The sequence below is a fragment of the Bacillus sp. FSL K6-0069 genome (assembly GCF_038007785.1).
GTDB classification, from domain to species: domain Bacteria; phylum Bacillota; class Bacilli; order Bacillales; family Bacillaceae_G; genus Bacillus_A; species Bacillus_A mobilis.
Window position 1 is genome coordinate 2740069 of the sequence record NZ_JBBOXN010000001.1, and the last position, 15715, is coordinate 2755783.

A 15715-nucleotide genomic window follows, 5' to 3' on the forward strand; every position below is an offset into this window, starting at 1 on the left:
GAGCAAGAAAATGGAAAGTACTATCGGTATCGATGCTGGAGGAACATTAACGAAAATTGCTTATTTGAACGAACAAAAGCAATTAGCTTTTGAAAAATTTTATTCAAATGAACAAGATAAAATAATAGATTGGCTTAAGAAAAACACTCGTATAAAACAAATATGTATAACAGGTGGTAAAGCAAAACAATTACAGCAATTACTTTCACACTCATATAAAATAGTAGAACGAAACGAATTTGAAGCTACTCTTGTAGGTGTACGATACATATTAAAAGAAGAGAAATATGATATAAATAACTTTATATTAACAAATATCGGTACAGGTACTTCCATTCATTACGTTTATAATGACCAATATATTCGCGCTGGTGGTACCGGTGTTGGCGGTGGTACTATTATGGGGCTTTCAAAATTATTAACAAATATAGATCATTTTGAAGATGTGATCCCTTTAACAAAAGTAGGTTCTAGAAAAGCACTAGATATTACTGTTGGAGATATTTATGATGGCATTCTCTCACCTATTGATAATAGCTTAACTGCAAGTAATTTTGGTAAAGCCGCTATTACAGAATCAAATTATAATAGCTCAGATATACTTGCTACTGTACAAGGACTCGTCGGTGAAGTTGTTACTGCATTAAGCCTTCAATTCGCTGAAACAAAAAACATTGACCATATTATTTATATTGGTTCGACTCTATGTAATAACGTACACCTTCAAAATATTATTAGTAGCTACACAAAATATCAAAATAAAACACCTATCTTTTTACAAGATGGTGGTAATAGCGGTGCGATTGGTGCTCTACTTCATGTTACGAATAAAAAAAGCTGACATTTGTCAGCTTTTTTGCAACGGTACTTCAAATTCAATAATTGATTCTCCGTTCTCTCCAATTGGCTCTACACTAATTCTATCAACTACACATTGTAACTTTTCAGGGAAACTTGGAATATCTTTAGCTACTTCAGCAGCTAACTCAGCACTTTCTTTTCTCCCGACTGTTACATGCGGTATGTACGGTATATCTTCTTTCAAAAATTGTAATAAAGCTTCTGTATACAGCAAATCATGTAATTCTTCTATTTGTACTTTCCCTCCCTCAACTTCTAAAAACAAATAGTTTCCTACACTAGTGATACGATTTGCAAACTCAATTTCAATTTTACCTACCCCTTTTGATAAATTCAAAATATGAGATTTTAATTCATCATCTGAAATATCACTCTTAAATGGAAATACAATTGTTATATGAGGTGGAATTAACCCAAATAAAGGATCATATTTTTGTCTAATGTTCTCTATTTTATCGATGGACATGTTATTTAGAAAAACTAAAATTGTACGCATTTTTATCCCCTCAACTTCCCCTCATTATCATAATCTATGACAGTCTACCCTTCAACAACTTGTTTTGCTTACATGTAAGAATAAAAAACTTCTCAAATAAGAAGTTTTTATATAGTGTGATTATTATTTTCTTGCCAAACTTTCCTAAACTTTATATAACAAGCAATTCTCCAAGGAATAATATACGATACTGCAACAACATAAAATAATAAACCAATCGTTTGTTGATCTAAATCAACAATAAATTGTCTTGAACCATATCTCAAAATGACAAGTCCAATAAAAGTAATTAAAAAAGCAGCACTTTTTTTCGTATAAATATTCCCATCATCTCTCCGTTCATAATTTGTTAAAACTATAAGTGGTACGGCGAAAAGAACTCCAATGAATGCTGCTATAATAACTTGTAAAATAGCTGGATGCATAGGACCAAAAAACCATAAAGCACCTGGTGTTAAAAATAATAATGGCCACAAAATACGTTTTCCCGTCCCCTTAATTGGCTTATGCATAGAACGATAACGACGCCAAAATATTAGTAGTGCAATACATAAAAATACGGTAATGAGTGAAGATGTATCTCTCATTCGCTATCCTTCTCTCTTTAGTAATCTAATACTATTTCAAATCGTTTTTTCGAATGATACTTTTCGAATAAATATACCACTAGTTACGATATAAAGAACAGTTAATCCAATTGAAATAACAGTAAAATATGGAATATCTACTAAAGATCCATCACTGGTAAATAATAAACCAGTTATCCCTGCTTCCCCATAAAGCACACTATTTGTTGATAAGAAAAGGGATCCACCAATCATCAGACCAATCCACTGAAATCTTTGTTTAAAAACTACTACCACTTGGAAGAAACATGCTGTTGTAACATAAAATAAAAATTGCAAAATAAATTGTTGTACCGATTGCTCCCCAAAACTAACATTTACTAAATTATATTTTATGTCTTGTAAAAGCATGACTTGAAGAAATGAAAATAATACAGATTGCAATACGATATAACAAATTGCCCCGATAAAATATTGTATTCTCGTTACACCAAATGAAACAGCTAAACGAAAAAGCTCATCTTGAATGTTGAAAACACTCCCTACTATAAACAACATAATTGCTATTGAGGGGTTATTTATAATTTCAGGTAAATAACCAATGTTTACTCCATTTAAATGAGCAGCATTTAAAGCCCCTTTTATTAATAAAGCTACAATCCAAAATATTACAATTGCTTTATAATGAAAATTTATATGTAACTTCAACTGCTTCATTAACATCGTCATTTCACTTCACCACCAGTTATATGTATAAATAGTTTTTGTAATGTAATTCTATCGATTACTAAACCTTCTTTTTCAAGAGAGTAATAATCTTCATTAGAAAGTTCTTCCCATATAACATTAATGCCTTTATTCCCATAGACTTCTCGATTTATTACTTTCTTATTTACCGAAAATTTATCAACTGTATCTTTTTTTCCTGAAATAATATGAGCTTGTTGCAATAAATCCTCCACTGATGATTGAACAACTAGTTTTCCTTCTTTTATGATGATTACATCTTCAATCACATGGGTTACTTCTTCTACTAAATGTGTTGATAATATAATTGTTCGTGGATACTCACCGTAATCTTCTAATAGCAAACTATAAAACAACTCTCGATGTGCTGCGTCCAAACCTGTAGTCGGTTCATCAAAAATTGTTATAGGTGCCCTACTTGCTAATCCTTGAATAATTCCGACAACTGTTTGCATGCCGTGTGATAGTTTATGATATTTCACTGTCATATTAAGCTGAAATTTATCAGCGAGTTCTTCAGCATAATTTCCATCCCAGTTTTTATAAAACATGCTGCACATCTTAAATATTTCTTTTACTTTATAACTGAAATGCGCTTCTTCTTTCACTCTAACAAAACAAATGTTTTGCATCGCTTTACTATTTTCAAAAACATGTTCACCAAATATTGATACACTTCCACTACTTGAAGTAATTTGGCCTGCAAGTAAATTTAATAGTGTCGTTTTTCCTGCTCCGTTTCTACCGAGTAAACCATATATTTTATGCTCTTCCAATGAAATCGTTACTTCATTTACTGCTACTTTCTTTTTGTACTTTTTCGTTACATCTTTTGTTTCAAGTGCAATCATCCCTCTTTCCCCTCCTTCGTAATTTTTTGAATCATATCCATCAATTCGTCTTTGGATATTTCTAATACTTTTGCTTCTTCCCATACTTTAGGTAAATATTCGGTCATAAAAGTATTTTGTCTTTTTTTAAGTACGACTTCTTTCGCTCCCTTTGCAACAAACATCCCGATCCCTCTCTTTTTATATAGAATCCCTTCGTCCACTAATACATTTACCCCTTTAGCTGCAGTAGCTGGATTTATTTGTAACATCTTCGCAAATTGATTTGTTGATGGAACTTGTTCTTCTTCCAGTAATATGTCTTTTAAAATATCAGATTCAATCGTTTCTGCAATTTGTAAGTATATTAATTTATTTTGCTCTAGAGTAGGTTTCACAACTTCACCACCTTAGGTTGATAGGTTCATTACTTATGTAATTAACCATATCACATAAAAATATTTATTTCCATAAATTTCTTTTATAAAAAAAGAGAGTCATTCGTTTAAGAATGACTCTCTTTCTAAAATTTTGAAGTTTCAACTCTTGTTCTCAAATTCTTTTCATTTATACCATTTTGACAAAAGTTAAACTGTTGTCCCTTTATAGACTTTGTACGATCTACTACTTGCCCTAAATGATAGCTTGTATGCTCCACTAAATGTAATAAACTATGAAGATCCATATGTCTATTTTGTTCCCATACCTGTATATATGCTTTTCCCCATTCATTAAATATTTCTTCAACCGTTATTAGCAAAACTTCGGAACTTACTTGTTTTACCGGAAAGTACTCCTCAATTCCATTTTCAAAAACTATATTTGAATCTTTATAGCGCTTTGTATTTCTCTGTAAATGTTCACAAATATGCAGTACAATTCCACCAATTGAATTAATAGAGTCCCTTTGTTTCCACAAATCTTCTTCATTAATGAGCCTTATTGCCTGTAGTAGCTTAGGTAAATAATGATCTTGCATTCGATGATAAATAATTTTGTATACTAACTCCACCTTTTCTCCTCCCATCATTTCAACTGCTGCACTGGATATTTAGCAAATAAAGATTTCCGAAAATCTTTATCATTTATAAGCATTGTAATTTTTTCGTTATTGTCGCTAAGGAACTTTACTACTTTCTTTTTATCCCATATATCATCTTCTTTTGGAAAATCATCAATTTTTTCATACAAGATTGATAGTATTTCTTCTCTTTTTATCTTGAAATTTTTATTTTCTACTTGAAACTCGTAACTTTTCGCATTTGGTACTAAAATAGCTAGATAAATAACGTTAAAGAGAAAATTCTTCTCCATCGTGTCCTTACCATCAAACCAATACGTCTCAACCATGTCTTCTGTCAGAGTTCCATTTCCTTTTGCACCATAGTTTACCTTTATATTTTCATTCTCCAAACTAATACTTTGAAATGTATCACCACCAGGTAAATGATTAACAATTGCAACCACAACTGAGTTATTACCAACGTATGTCCCAGCATATTTTTTAAAATCACTAGGTTCAACATCAGATATTTCTTTTATTCTTTCTCCGTTAGAACAAGCAGCAATAAATAAAAAAATTGTTAGCATAACAATCACATCACGATGCATATATTTCATTTAGCTTCCCCCATTTTTATCAATATTTAGTTAATTATAATACATCTTCTCAAAACCCTTTGAAATATACGCATTTTAATCAAAATTAAAAATTTTCAATTTTCCTGTTTACAATTATCCATTAATTGTATATACTTACTAACGTAAGAAAAATATTCTAAAAGGAGGTCGAAGGAAATGATGAAATTACAATTACATGCTTTAACTTTAGCGTTAACTGCACCTTTGTTTTTCGGACAATTAAATATGAATTCGACCACCCTAATGGAGAATTGAAAATCGTACATTGTTTCGATTAATTCATAAATTCGCCACAGGAGGTCGTATACTTTCCTGTGGCTTTTTCGCGCCCTGCCATAGGAGAACTATATCTTCCTGTGGCTTTTTTGTGCGATTTTTTAGCCTCTTATATCATTTTGTTAAGAAAGGAGCAACATTCGATGACTATTAGCGTATTGTTTTTAAGTATTACGATTCAAAGAAATACAATTTCCAAAAATGAAATTCTTCATAATGAGCAAATTGAAAAAGCAATGAATGATGTTAAGGAGCGCCAAGCGCTTTATTGTGATCACCTGTAATTCCTTTTCGAAAGGAGGAATTCATTTATGACTTTTCATATTTTCTTTTTTACGACTGTACTTCAGAAAAACACTTTATCTGAAGATGAGATCATTCGTAAACAACAATTAAAACAACTAACTGATAAAATGACTGACATTAAAAGTTCATACTATACGCAAATGTATTAAAAATATATTTTTAAGGAGAAATACCTTCATGAAATTTAAAGCATTCTTTTTAACGATTACCATTCAAAAACGTAAGCTTTCACAGAAAGAAATTTCACGTGAGCAACACATTCAATCTATTATGGACGAAGTGAAAGAGCGTCAAGCTTCTTATTACAGCCGTCTTTTCTAAATAACTTTTAAAGGGGCAATACACTTATGAAATTTAAAGCATTCTTTTTAACTATCACTATTCAAAAACGTAAGCTTTCACAGAAAGAAATCTTACGCGAACAACACATTCAAACTATTATGGGCGAAGTAAAAGAGCGTCAAGCTTTTTATTGCAACCGTCTTTTCTAAATCATTTATAAAGGGGCAATACACTTATGAAATTTAAAGTATTCTTTTTAATAATTACAATTCAAAAAACTAAGTTCTCGGACAGTGAGATATTGCATGATCAACAAATTAATAAAGCTATGGAAGATGTAAAAGAACGTCAAAGTCACTACTGTAGCCATCTATAATTCCTTTCGAAAGGAGGAATGTATTATGAAGTTTCACCTTTTCTTTTTAACAATTACAATTCAGAAAAAAACCTTTTCTGAAGCTGAATTAAAACAAGAACAACAATATAAACAGGTTATAGATGAAATTCGAGATCGTAGAAGCAAATACTACTCTCACCTATAATCACAATATAAAACTTGAAAGGAGTCGATTATGATGTTGATAGCACGCTCTAAGGAAATGATTTGGATAGTTCAGAGGGATTCCACATAGTTTTATCGAGGCTATATTATACAAGTTTTCTGTTACATTTGATATGTAATAAATATATAATAAAATTGCATCAATACACTTTTTAACATCGATTAACAAACAAAAGATACACCACTTAAAAAGCGGTGTATCTTTCTCAGCATAAACTATTTTCGATTACTTCGTTTCGTCTTAAACAATCTCACTAAGTTCGATACAACTGTTTTTGTTACTGCATAAACTGGTACTGCCAAAATCATTCCGATAATTCCCGCAAAGTTACCTACCCCTAAAATTAAAATAATAATTGTTAACGGATGGATATTTAATTTTGAACTCATAATACGCGGTGAAATGATGTTACTTTCAAACTGTTGTACAATTGTTACGATAATAATTACGTACAACGCTTGCATCGGAGATACGAACAGACCTACAATAACAGCTGGTGCTGCACCGATAAATGGACCTAAGTTAGGAATGATATTTGTAAATGCTGCTATAATTCCTAAAACGAAAGCGTACGGTAAATCGATAATTAAATAACCGATAAAAGTAAAAGCACCTACAAATATACAAACGAGCGCTTGCCCTTGAATATATGCAGATAATGTTTCGTTCGTTTCCTTAATGATGCGAAGTCCTTCTTCACGGTAAGACTCTGGTAATAGGCTTACTGCTTTACCTGGAAACGCATGTCCATCTTTAAACATATAAAATAAAATGAATGGTACTGTGAAGATAACTAATGCAACGTTCGTGATAATACCAAATAAAGCCGTTGCACTCGACGTAATCGTGTTTGGTATATCCTTTAAGTATTCAATCGCATTTTTCTCAATTGTTTCAATGGAAACGTAGTTTTGTGTAGATAACCATTCAAATAATCTGTGATGGGATAAATCTTGTATGTATAGTTTTCCCTCTTTAATATAACCGGGCATATTTTTTACTAAATCCATTAACTGTTGTGAGATCGTTGGAACAACTACCCCAACTCCAACTGCAGTTAATGTTATAATAAAAAGATATAACAGTAAAATCGCTAAATTTCTAGGTACTTTTTTATTCTCCAAAAAGACTAACAATGGGTTAAATATGAAGTATAAAAATAACGCGATTAAGATTGGGAAAAACAACGTTGATATGAAGATACCAATCGGTTGAAATAGAAACGATATTTTTGTGCAAATAAATATGATCGCTACAACCATTAGCACTTCTAATGTCCAAAAGTGCACTTTCGATTTCAAAAAAACGTCCTCCTTTAAACTAGCACTTCTCTTCATTGTACCAAAATAAGCAAGAATTTCACATAATATTTTCCTTTACAATATTCCAAAATACCAATAAATACACTACAATGAGATTACATACAAATTTGCAGGTAAAGGTGATAAAAATGACACAATGCATCATATGCAGAAAAGATACGAAAGAACTTAGTGAACAATATGTCATCCCCGAAATATTATGTGGATATTATTTCACAAACTCAATTTGTGATACTTGCCATGAACAAATGACAACAAATATTGATCGTCCCTTAATTCGGCATAAATTAAGTCAATTTAAGATTGAGCAAATGAAAAAACAAATTGATTCCCCGCTCTTTACGAATGAACATGGTGAGGAACTTGCGGCTGCTGAGACAGATGTTGTTGAAGTAAGTGATGAAATACTTTATTCCAATGCATTAATTATGAAACTATGTAAAAAGCACGATATTTCACTACATAATGAAATTTGGAAAGAAGAACGTGTAACGAAAGTAGCTAGCTCTATTCAACGTGAATTACTTTTAGATAACCGTAAATACAAAATGAGTGTATTAAAAATGGCTTATACTTTCGCTGTACAAGCTGTTGATGGCTATTTTGAAGATCCAGATGCGATTGATATTTCTAACATTCTATCAAATGGCGATTTTATGGAATTAAAAGAAAAAAGTATAGTTCGCGATTTAAGTAAAAGTTCTTTATGGAATACATTAAATACAAATAGTGAGAACCATTACTTTATTTTATTAAGTGATAAAGATGGCCTGTTCTGTTTCATTCGTCTATTTGATATATTTGACGTTGTCGTTCATTTATCAGAAAAGAGATATGAACTTTCATCTCCAATTGTCGGCGTAAATGATGTAAATAGGCAGGAATTTTATGTCCAAACTTTAAAACAGTATATGGATGGGCTATTTAAAGAAAAAAAACCTTCTATTTAATCGGAATCAGAACATACGGTCTCCTTTCTTGACGAAAAGACACTGTGTTATAATAAGTATGAAAAGAACAATACAATCACATAAACCAATTATTAATTGTAAATAAATAAAAAAGACCAGTGTGCGGCTACACACTAGTCCACGTAACTTAGCAGATTGGATTGTTCATTTATCCTATTTGTTTCTTACAAACAAAACAACCCACATTCTATTGGCATAGGTGGGTTGTTATTTTTTGAGCTTGTCTATTAAAACGACGACGAACGTTAACAATGCAACGAGAAACAGTCCACCCTGCAGTAGCAACGCTATTTCACTCACGTATTATCACCCCCCTCCTACTTTGGAGAAGTGATAATTGAACAACCAACCGTACCTTAAGTTACTATTTAATTTTACCATATTTTCTAATAGTTTACGATGAAAACCCGCAAGTGAAATACTTGCGGGTTTTTTATGCTGTATTAACAGGAAGTAAACAAAATGAAGCAAACCATAGGTGAAACTTTAATCCTCACTATTTTTTTAATGCATATGCATCAGCAATCATTTCACCAACAATTTTATTTTCTTGTTTCTTCTCGTCTTTCAATAATGGGAATAATAATTCTGCTACTTCATACGCTTCTTCTAAATGCGGATATCCTGATAAAACAAACGTATCAATTCCTAACGCTTCATATTCTTTTATTCTATTTGCTACTGTATGCGGATCTCCTACAAGGGCAGTACCTGCACCACCTCTTACAAGCCCTATGCCAGCCCATAAGTTAGGACTTATCTCTAACGACTCTTTCGTACCTTTATTTAAATGTGTCATTCGTTTTTGACCGACTGAATCATATCTTGCAAATGTTTTTTGAGCGAGCTCAATTGTTTCATTATCTACATATTGAATTAACCTCTCAGCCTCTTCCCATGCTTCTTCTTCTGTCTCTCTTACAATCACATGTAATCTGATGCCGAATCTTACTGTACGTCCCTTCTCTTCTGCAAGTTTTCTTACTTCTTCTATTTTCTCTTTCACTTGCTCTGGTGGTTCGCCCCATGTTAAATATACATCACTATGTTCAGCTGCAACTTCTTTACCTGCAGCAGACGATCCGCCAAAATAAATTGGTGGATACGGTGTTTGAACTGGCGGGAACACAACTTTACTATCTGTAACTTTAATATGTTTTCCTTCTAAAGAAATACTTTCTCCTTGTAGCGTAGATTTCCAAACTTTTAAAAATTCATCTGCAACTTCATACCTTTCATCATGTTCAAGATATAATCCATCCCCTTGCAGTTCGACTGGATCACCTCCAGCTACTACATTAATAAGTAACCTCCCATCTGAAATTCTATCAAATGTAGCTGCCATTCTCGCTGCTACTGTCGGTGACATTAGTCCTGGTCTAACTGCTACTAAAAATTTCAATTTCTCTGTCTCAGCGGCAAGTGCCGATGCTAATACCCATGGATCTTCACAACCTTGACCAGTTGGAAGTAACACACCCGTATATCCTAAATAATCAGCTGCCTGTGCAACTTGTTTATAATAACCATATTCAGCTGCTCTTCCTCTTTTTGTCGTTCCTAAATATCGACCATCTCCATAAGCTGGAATAAACCATAACAAATCCATAACTTTACACATCCCTTATTTTTATTAAAACGTATACTGAAATACTCTATATAAATTACCCCTAATAATTTACCCCACATTAACGGGCAGTAAGATCCCCATTTCAAAATTCAGCGAAAGCAAAAAAGCTAGGTGAGGGATCAACTGCCCATAAAAGCCCGATTGGTTCAACTAATAATCAGTGGGGGATGAAGCCCCCCACTAATTAAAGTTTCACTTTATATGTTAATTCCCTGTCTCCCCTTTAAAATTATCTCGCCATCTTAAAAATTTCACTTCTAGTAAACGTACGAGTGAGTCAGAAAATTTCCCGACGAATGCAAAGATAATAATACCGACAAATACGATATCTGTGTTTGAAAATTGCCTTGCATCCATAATCATATAGCCCATACCTTCTGTAGATCCCATAAGTTCTGCTACTACTAAACTCACCCATGCAACTCCTAAAGATAATCTTGCTCCAAGTAATAGGTTTGGCAATGCGGCAGGTAAAATCAGTTTCGTAATTAATTTTCTTTTACTAAACTCTAAAACTCTTGCAACATCAAATAGCTTTGAATCTACACCTCGTATCCCTAAAAACGCGTTTACGTATAAAGGAAAAAATGCGCCGTCCGCAATTAATAATACTTTCGATGTTTCTCCAAAACCGAACCATAGTACGAAAAGCGGTGCAACTGCTAAATGGGGCACAGTTCTTAACATCTGTACAGACGGATCTAAATATTGCTCACTTCTCGTTGAAAATCCAACAATCGTTCCTAAAATAATTCCTAAACTCCCGCCAATAAAGAAACCAGCCGCAGCCCTGAATACACTAATACTTAGATGGCCGAATAACTCTCCTGTTTTTATAAGTTCTTGAAAAGCTAGAAATATATCTAATGGCGTTGGTAAAACAGTTTTAGAGATTAGATCGAATACGCCAGCTAACTGCCAAATAATTAATACGACAATTGGTATCGTAATCGCTCTTACTAATACTCTTACATTCGTTTTTCGCACTTTCTTTACATTGTTTTTCCCAATCGTTATACTCGCCCTTTTTATAACAGCTTTCGTATTCTCCAATTTACAAAACCTCTTTTCCCTTCGCCTTTAACGCGTTTTCTACGTAAGAATTATCCACAACTTTATCTGTCTTTATTTCTTTCTTTATAGAACCGAGCTTATATTGAAAATCCGCTGTCTTTTGTTGTTCGGTTATTATTTCTTTCGTTACAGGAACTAAAATTGGCTTGTCGTGATCAAACACTTCTTTTACAATTTCAGCATCTATTTTCTTTGCAGAAGTATATATTTTTATTGCTTCATCTAAGTTTGACTCTTGCCACACACGTGCTTTTTCATAAACTTTAAGGAATTTCTCAACTAATTCTGGATGTTCTTTCGCAAATTTTGTTCGCGCAATTAAAAATTCTGGAGAAGAAACATTTAATCTTTCACCATCTGTAATAACCTTGGCGCCTTTATTTAACGTATGTAGCGAAATGAATGGATCCCAAATCGCCCATGCATCTACTGATCCTGATTCAAATGCCGGTTGTGCCTCATCTGGCTGCAACTGAATGACATTTACATCTTTCGTATTAATACCCTCTTTATCTAATGCTCGATATAATAAATTAAATGCGCTACTTCCTTTTGCTACTGCGATTTTTTTACCTTTTAAATCTTTTACACTCGTAATCTTGCTATCTCTTTGTACAAGAATGCCTGTTCCTTTTCTCGCGTAACTTGTATTGGCAATTTCAGTAAATTCGATACCTGCTGCTTGAGCGGAAATAACTGGAGAGTTGCCAACTTCACCAAAGTCTAATCGATTTGATGCGATTGCCTCAAAATAAGGAGGTCCGCTTTGGAACTCTGTCCATTTCACCTTAACTCCTTCTTTTTTAAACTCCTCTTCAAACCATCCCTTTTTCTGTGCCAGTAAGAGCGGGCTTAATCCTTGTTGTATACCTATTTGAATGGTTACATCTTCTTTCTTACTACTTGCTGTACTTTTTTCGCATCCAAATAAAAATAGAGATATAGCTAACGCAAATGAAATAACTTTACATGTTTTATTCATATATAATCCACCCTTTTCCTATATACTCGTTTGAACCAGTCCCCCATATTCAAACTGATGTAGCACTTTCGTTCGAAGTTGTTGGAATGATTGTGAAGTTTTATTTCGAGGGTAAGGCAAATTATTTTCAATCACTTTATGTATTTTTCCAGGCTTTGCACTCATGATAATCATTCGGTTTGAAAGATATATCGCTTCGTCTATATCATGAGTAACGAATAACATTGTCGTTTTTTTCTTCTCCCAAATGTTCAACAATACTTCTTGTAAATGACTTCTAGTAAAAGCATCAAGTGCCCCAAACGGTTCATCAAGTAATAATACATTCGGATCTCTTAATAAAGCTCTCGCAATCGCAACACGTTGTGACATCCCGCCTGAAATTTCTTTCGGATAAGATTTTTCAAAACCGTCTAACCGAACGATTTCAACCCATTCTTTTACTTTATCTTTTACATACTTATCCTTTAACGATAGATCTGCAGCAATATTTTCTTCAACTGTTAGCCATGGAAACAAGCGGTGTTCTTGAAAAATAAATCCTTGTTTCTTACTCGGTTTTACGATTTTCTCCCCATCGATAACAACTTTACCTTCAAATTCGTCATCTAATCCCGCAACAATTTTCAAAAGCGTACTTTTTCCGCAACCACTCGGTCCGATTACAGTGACAAAATCCCCTCTCTCTAATTGAAAATTAATATCTTCTAATACTTGGACCGTACCAGTTTGTTTCGAAAAATATTTTGATACCCCATTAATTGAAACAGTCACTTCTTCCCCTCCTTGAAATAATTCATCCAAATGAATAGATACAACATTTGGATAATAAAAAAACCAAAGGCATTTCATCTTGTAATGAAATGCCTTTGGTTTCTCCAATCAGCTATACGTTATTGAATTACCTACATATTATACAAATATTTCCGATAAGTCAACTAGGTTTTAATGAACGTTATTTATTTTTAAAAATGGTAGCAGTTTCTGAAATGATGTTTGGAAGCGATTCTTGAATTGTATTTTTGACTGTATGAAGAGCTTTTTCTACATATCCGTCTTCAAATTGTTCTAACGGCTCAGGTAATTCATCCTCGTCCAATATAAAAAACTCTCCACTTGGAAGTACCATAATATCAAGGATTAAATCTTCAAAGGATACCACTTCATCCGTTATACAAGTATTCTTTACAATATTAAAATAAGAACCTAGATAACTCCCACTCTGATTTCTCCAAACGTATAAATTATACGGACGATTCCTCCAGTAGTATGCAATTGTACAACTTCCTTTCGGGATCGTTAACTTCTTATCGTTCGCTTCCATTGTAAAAGAGTACTGTACTTCATGGTATAAAACAATATTATCTGGCTGCGTTTCTATTAATAAACAAGCATGATCTACAGTTGTAGCATCATATCGGATTTTTCTTTCAATAATTTCAATCCCTGACGGACTTAAGCAACTCATTTTTAAATGCCCCTTTTATTTTAGTTCTTTCATTATAACTCTTTATATTTCCGCTAAGAAAGCGTTCAGTCTATTCATTTATTGTTTTTTAAGTTAAAATTTATATGATTTCATTTTCTACTTCACAAAAAAGCTCCTTCTAAGTTAGAAGGAACTCCAAGAACAATATTATTTTATAACCCATGATTTGTAAGCCTTTACTTCTAAACTAAGCTTAGATTCTTTTAACCACTCCACAGCACTACATATAAGAGGAGAGGAATTATCACCTGTAATGCTTTCTATAGGAATCCATCTTGCTCCTAATGAATCTTGCTCTTCAAATTGTTCAAGTACTTTGAATTCACCTTCGCATTTTTCAACGCTATATAAAACTGCGATATGATGTACATGTGTGTACTCCTTAAATATTGATGGAAATTGAAAATCAATTGTACCTATTTGTTTTACTACCTTTACTTTTATCCCAGTCTCTTCTTTTATCTCCCTATGAAGTCCAGCTAATAATGATTCTCCATCTTCTAAACTACCACCAGGTAGATCATACCGATTTCTATATGGACCTTTAATTTTATCAATTACTAATATGTTATTGTTTTCAATACAAATGCCATACACACCAAACGCACGATGAAAGTTAGTAGCATTATTCATGTTTCAACTTCTCTGTGACCATATCATAAAATCTCCGTTCCTCATCAACATTTAAGTGAACGCGGCTTACTGTTTTAGAAAATCCATATAACAATTGCGCTTTTACAGGCTCTTTTAGTGTTATTTCAAATGTTGGCGGTTCCTTTATAAATTCCATCACAGTTGCGTCAAGGACCTGTTTCTCTTTCTTTAAAGATTCTCCTTTATAAAACGTAATTTTATCAATTCGTGTAAATGGTATAACAATTTTCTTTCCTAATCCGATTTGAATGATTATTTGTTCATCTGTAATGATAATTGGGTTTTTACGCATTGCTTGTATTTCAGCTAAAAAATAAAACATTGCGTATATGTTTAAGACAAGTAACATCCATGCTAGTACTGGATTCCATTGATGAAGCAAATAATGAAAACCGATACTTTCTATTAAGGTCGCATGAATGATCATGATATATACACCTATTGCACCAGTCTTTTTGTGATAGGTGTATACAAATTCACCTTCTGGCACTTTTTCACGCCACGATAAAAATGCATAATAGATTAGCTTACACTCTGTTACAATGACATCTACTAATTTATTATTTTTCATAGTGTTTTCAAATGCTGCATCAATCGCATAAGAAAATGAAGAACACTCTCTTTTATATTCTTTATATTTCTTTACTATGTTAGGCAGCATTCTAACGATTTTATAAAGAAGGAATAACTCTAAGCATACAAACGCAATTTCTCCCGCAACTATAATATAGGAAACGTAAGAAAAAGCTTGAAAATAGTCATTTGGAATAATAAACCTTGCAAAAATATAACCAGCTATTACGACAGGTATTATATAGGTTAACGAGTATCTTTTTCGAATAATAAAGAAATACGTGATGACTGGAATTACAAACATACAATCAAGCAAAGAGCCAAGCACTACTTCTTTCGGAGCAGCTGGTACAATCGGAAGAGCATACAATACATAGTTCGATAACAAGATGAAAGATATTAGTCCAAACCAAATACCTTTTCGCCTTCGTGATAGTGTGGCATTCATACGT

The 15715-nt window shown here is 32.8% G+C and carries 24 protein-coding genes; 8 read left to right on the top strand and 16 right to left on the bottom strand.

Translation table 11 applies throughout. The features are described from left to right. Nucleotides 1-10: 10 nt before the first annotated feature. Nucleotides 11-841, top strand: coding sequence for a type II pantothenate kinase (coaW, locus tag MHB74_RS14060; RefSeq protein WP_061679662.1), 831 nt, complete (start codon nt 11-13; stop codon nt 839-841). Nucleotides 842-847: 6 nt separating this feature from the next. Here the strand turns inward: coaW and MHB74_RS14065 are convergent, their stop codons facing one another. From MHB74_RS14065 to MHB74_RS14095, 7 genes are all read right to left on the bottom strand, one after another. Next, nucleotides 848-1357, bottom strand: a complete 510-nt coding sequence (locus MHB74_RS14065) for a 2'-5' RNA ligase family protein (RefSeq protein ID WP_061679661.1) — start codon at nt 1355-1357, stop codon at nt 848-850. 107 nt (nt 1358-1464) lie between these two features. Continuing rightward, nucleotides 1465-1944, bottom strand: coding sequence for a CcdC family protein (locus MHB74_RS14070; RefSeq protein WP_061679660.1), 480 nt, complete (start codon nt 1942-1944; stop codon nt 1465-1467). A gap of 36 nt (nt 1945-1980) precedes the next feature. Further along, nucleotides 1981-2652 (bottom strand): DUF4052 family protein, encoded by a 672-nt coding sequence (locus MHB74_RS14075; RefSeq protein WP_061679659.1) that lies wholly within the window; start codon nt 2650-2652, stop codon nt 1981-1983. Next, complete coding sequence (locus tag MHB74_RS14080; RefSeq protein WP_061679658.1) at nt 2649-3521, bottom strand: ABC transporter ATP-binding protein; 873 nt, start codon at nt 3519-3521, stop codon at nt 2649-2651. The genes MHB74_RS14075 and MHB74_RS14080 overlap by 4 nt, the downstream gene beginning before the upstream one ends. Next, nucleotides 3518-3898 (bottom strand): GntR family transcriptional regulator, encoded by a 381-nt coding sequence (locus MHB74_RS14085; RefSeq protein ID WP_000805194.1) that lies wholly within the window; start codon nt 3896-3898, stop codon nt 3518-3520. Before MHB74_RS14085 ends, MHB74_RS14080 begins: the two co-directional genes overlap by 4 nt. A gap of 125 nt (nt 3899-4023) precedes the next feature. Further along, nucleotides 4024-4512, bottom strand: a complete 489-nt coding sequence (locus tag MHB74_RS14090; RefSeq protein ID WP_061679657.1) for a hypothetical protein — start codon at nt 4510-4512, stop codon at nt 4024-4026. A gap of 14 nt (nt 4513-4526) precedes the next feature. Further along, nucleotides 4527-5120 carry a DUF4825 domain-containing protein gene (locus tag MHB74_RS14095; RefSeq protein WP_061679656.1) on the bottom strand — a complete coding sequence of 198 codons (594 nt, stop codon included), beginning with the start codon at nt 5118-5120 and terminating at the stop codon, nt 4527-4529. Nucleotides 5121-5560: 440 nt separating this feature from the next. Between MHB74_RS14095 and MHB74_RS14100 the strand changes: the two genes are divergently transcribed. The 6 genes from MHB74_RS14100 to MHB74_RS14125 are packed head-to-tail and all read left to right on the top strand — an operon-like array spanning nt 5561 to nt 6547. After that, nucleotides 5561-5701 carry a YrzI family small protein gene (locus tag MHB74_RS14100; protein ID WP_000156200.1) on the top strand — a complete coding sequence of 47 codons (141 nt, stop codon included), beginning with the start codon at nt 5561-5563 and terminating at the stop codon, nt 5699-5701. Nucleotides 5702-5728: 27 nt separating this feature from the next. Further along, nucleotides 5729-5872 carry a YrzI family small protein gene (locus MHB74_RS14105; protein WP_000142721.1) on the top strand — a complete coding sequence of 48 codons (144 nt, stop codon included), beginning with the start codon at nt 5729-5731 and terminating at the stop codon, nt 5870-5872. A 28-nt stretch (nt 5873-5900) separates the two neighbouring features. Beyond that, nucleotides 5901-6044 carry a YrzI family small protein gene (locus MHB74_RS14110; RefSeq protein ID WP_000668969.1) on the top strand — a complete coding sequence of 48 codons (144 nt, stop codon included), beginning with the start codon at nt 5901-5903 and terminating at the stop codon, nt 6042-6044. A gap of 26 nt (nt 6045-6070) precedes the next feature. Further along, complete coding sequence (locus MHB74_RS14115; protein WP_000668967.1) at nt 6071-6214, top strand: YrzI family small protein; 144 nt, start codon at nt 6071-6073, stop codon at nt 6212-6214. A 26-nt stretch (nt 6215-6240) separates the two neighbouring features. Next, entirely contained in the window at nt 6241-6381 is a 141-nt protein-coding gene (locus MHB74_RS14120) for a YrzI family small protein (protein WP_061679655.1), read from the top strand. Between the two features lie 25 nt (nt 6382-6406). Next, nucleotides 6407-6547, top strand: a complete 141-nt coding sequence (locus MHB74_RS14125; protein WP_061679654.1) for a YrzI family small protein — start codon at nt 6407-6409, stop codon at nt 6545-6547. A 236-nt stretch (nt 6548-6783) separates the two neighbouring features. Here MHB74_RS14125 and MHB74_RS14130 read toward each other — a convergent pair whose 3' ends face one another. Beyond that, entirely contained in the window at nt 6784-7869 is a 1086-nt protein-coding gene (locus MHB74_RS14130; RefSeq protein ID WP_000837880.1) for an AI-2E family transporter, read from the bottom strand. A 149-nt stretch (nt 7870-8018) separates the two neighbouring features. On the opposite strand from MHB74_RS14130, the gene MHB74_RS14135 reads away from it, so the two are divergent. Then, a complete protein-coding gene (locus tag MHB74_RS14135) occupies nt 8019-8840 on the top strand; it encodes an HNH endonuclease (RefSeq protein ID WP_061679653.1) in 822 nt (273 codons plus the stop codon). A gap of 228 nt (nt 8841-9068) precedes the next feature. Here the strand turns inward: MHB74_RS14135 and MHB74_RS14140 are convergent, their stop codons facing one another. From MHB74_RS14140 to MHB74_RS14175, 8 genes are all read right to left on the bottom strand, one after another. Next, nucleotides 9069-9161, bottom strand: a complete 93-nt coding sequence (locus MHB74_RS14140) for a putative holin-like toxin (RefSeq protein WP_001289320.1) — start codon at nt 9159-9161, stop codon at nt 9069-9071. 196 nt (nt 9162-9357) lie between these two features. Further along, nucleotides 9358-10470 carry an FMNH2-dependent alkanesulfonate monooxygenase gene (gene ssuD, locus MHB74_RS14145; protein WP_061679652.1) on the bottom strand — a complete coding sequence of 371 codons (1113 nt, stop codon included), beginning with the start codon at nt 10468-10470 and terminating at the stop codon, nt 9358-9360. Nucleotides 10471-10695: 225 nt separating this feature from the next. Then, nucleotides 10696-11544 (bottom strand): ABC transporter permease, encoded by an 849-nt coding sequence (locus MHB74_RS14150; RefSeq protein ID WP_061679651.1) that lies wholly within the window; start codon nt 11542-11544, stop codon nt 10696-10698. Between the two features lies 1 nt (nt 11545). Next, nucleotides 11546-12547: an aliphatic sulfonate ABC transporter substrate-binding protein gene (locus tag MHB74_RS14155; protein WP_061679650.1), complete on the bottom strand. Its 1002-nt coding sequence runs from the start codon at nt 12545-12547 to the stop codon at nt 11546-11548. An 18-nt stretch (nt 12548-12565) separates the two neighbouring features. Next, nucleotides 12566-13321 (bottom strand): ABC transporter ATP-binding protein, encoded by a 756-nt coding sequence (locus MHB74_RS14160; RefSeq protein WP_061679833.1) that lies wholly within the window; start codon nt 13319-13321, stop codon nt 12566-12568. A gap of 181 nt (nt 13322-13502) precedes the next feature. Beyond that, complete coding sequence (locus tag MHB74_RS14165) at nt 13503-14015, bottom strand: DUF402 domain-containing protein (protein WP_061679649.1); 513 nt, start codon at nt 14013-14015, stop codon at nt 13503-13505. Between the two features lie 168 nt (nt 14016-14183). After that, on the bottom strand, nt 14184-14669 hold the full coding sequence (locus tag MHB74_RS14170; RefSeq protein WP_061679648.1) for an NUDIX hydrolase: 486 nt from the start codon (nt 14667-14669) through the stop codon (nt 14184-14186). Next, nucleotides 14662-15711 (bottom strand): hypothetical protein, encoded by a 1050-nt coding sequence (locus MHB74_RS14175; RefSeq protein ID WP_061679647.1) that lies wholly within the window; start codon nt 15709-15711, stop codon nt 14662-14664. Before MHB74_RS14175 ends, MHB74_RS14170 begins: the two co-directional genes overlap by 8 nt. Nucleotides 15712-15715: the final 4 nt, after the last annotated feature.

Bases quoted from the DNA above. Each gene is read 5' to 3' on its own strand.
- coaW (WP_061679662.1), top strand. From the start codon at position 11: ATGGAAAGTACTATCGGTATCGATGCTGGAGGAACATTAACGAAAATT.
- MHB74_RS14110 (WP_000668969.1), top strand. From the start codon at position 5,901: ATGAAATTTAAAGCATTCTTTTTAACGATTACCATTCAAAAACGTAAG.
- MHB74_RS14175 (WP_061679647.1), bottom strand. From the start codon at position 15,711: ATGAATGCCACACTATCACGAAGGCGAAAAGGTATTTGGTTTGGACTA.
- MHB74_RS14095 (WP_061679656.1), bottom strand. From the start codon at position 5,120: ATGAAATATATGCATCGTGATGTGATTGTTATGCTAACAATTTTTTTA.
- MHB74_RS14155 (WP_061679650.1), bottom strand. From the start codon at position 12,547: ATGAATAAAACATGTAAAGTTATTTCATTTGCGTTAGCTATATCTCTA.
- MHB74_RS14105 (WP_000142721.1), top strand. From the start codon at position 5,729: ATGACTTTTCATATTTTCTTTTTTACGACTGTACTTCAGAAAAACACT.
- MHB74_RS14120 (WP_061679655.1), top strand. From the start codon at position 6,241: ATGAAATTTAAAGTATTCTTTTTAATAATTACAATTCAAAAAACTAAG.
- MHB74_RS14100 (WP_000156200.1), top strand. From the start codon at position 5,561: ATGACTATTAGCGTATTGTTTTTAAGTATTACGATTCAAAGAAATACA.
- ssuD (WP_061679652.1), bottom strand. From the start codon at position 10,470: ATGGATTTGTTATGGTTTATTCCAGCTTATGGAGATGGTCGATATTTA.
- MHB74_RS14065 (WP_061679661.1), bottom strand. From the start codon at position 1,357: ATGCGTACAATTTTAGTTTTTCTAAATAACATGTCCATCGATAAAATA.
- MHB74_RS14115 (WP_000668967.1), top strand. From the start codon at position 6,071: ATGAAATTTAAAGCATTCTTTTTAACTATCACTATTCAAAAACGTAAG.
- MHB74_RS14075 (WP_061679659.1), bottom strand. From the start codon at position 2,652: ATGACGATGTTAATGAAGCAGTTGAAGTTACATATAAATTTTCATTAT.
- MHB74_RS14080 (WP_061679658.1), bottom strand. From the start codon at position 3,521: ATGATTGCACTTGAAACAAAAGATGTAACGAAAAAGTACAAAAAGAAA.
- MHB74_RS14165 (WP_061679649.1), bottom strand. From the start codon at position 14,015: ATGAGTTGCTTAAGTCCGTCAGGGATTGAAATTATTGAAAGAAAAATC.
- MHB74_RS14070 (WP_061679660.1), bottom strand. From the start codon at position 1,944: ATGAGAGATACATCTTCACTCATTACCGTATTTTTATGTATTGCACTA.
- MHB74_RS14135 (WP_061679653.1), top strand. From the start codon at position 8,019: ATGACACAATGCATCATATGCAGAAAAGATACGAAAGAACTTAGTGAA.
- MHB74_RS14125 (WP_061679654.1), top strand. From the start codon at position 6,407: ATGAAGTTTCACCTTTTCTTTTTAACAATTACAATTCAGAAAAAAACC.
- MHB74_RS14170 (WP_061679648.1), bottom strand. From the start codon at position 14,669: ATGAATAATGCTACTAACTTTCATCGTGCGTTTGGTGTGTATGGCATT.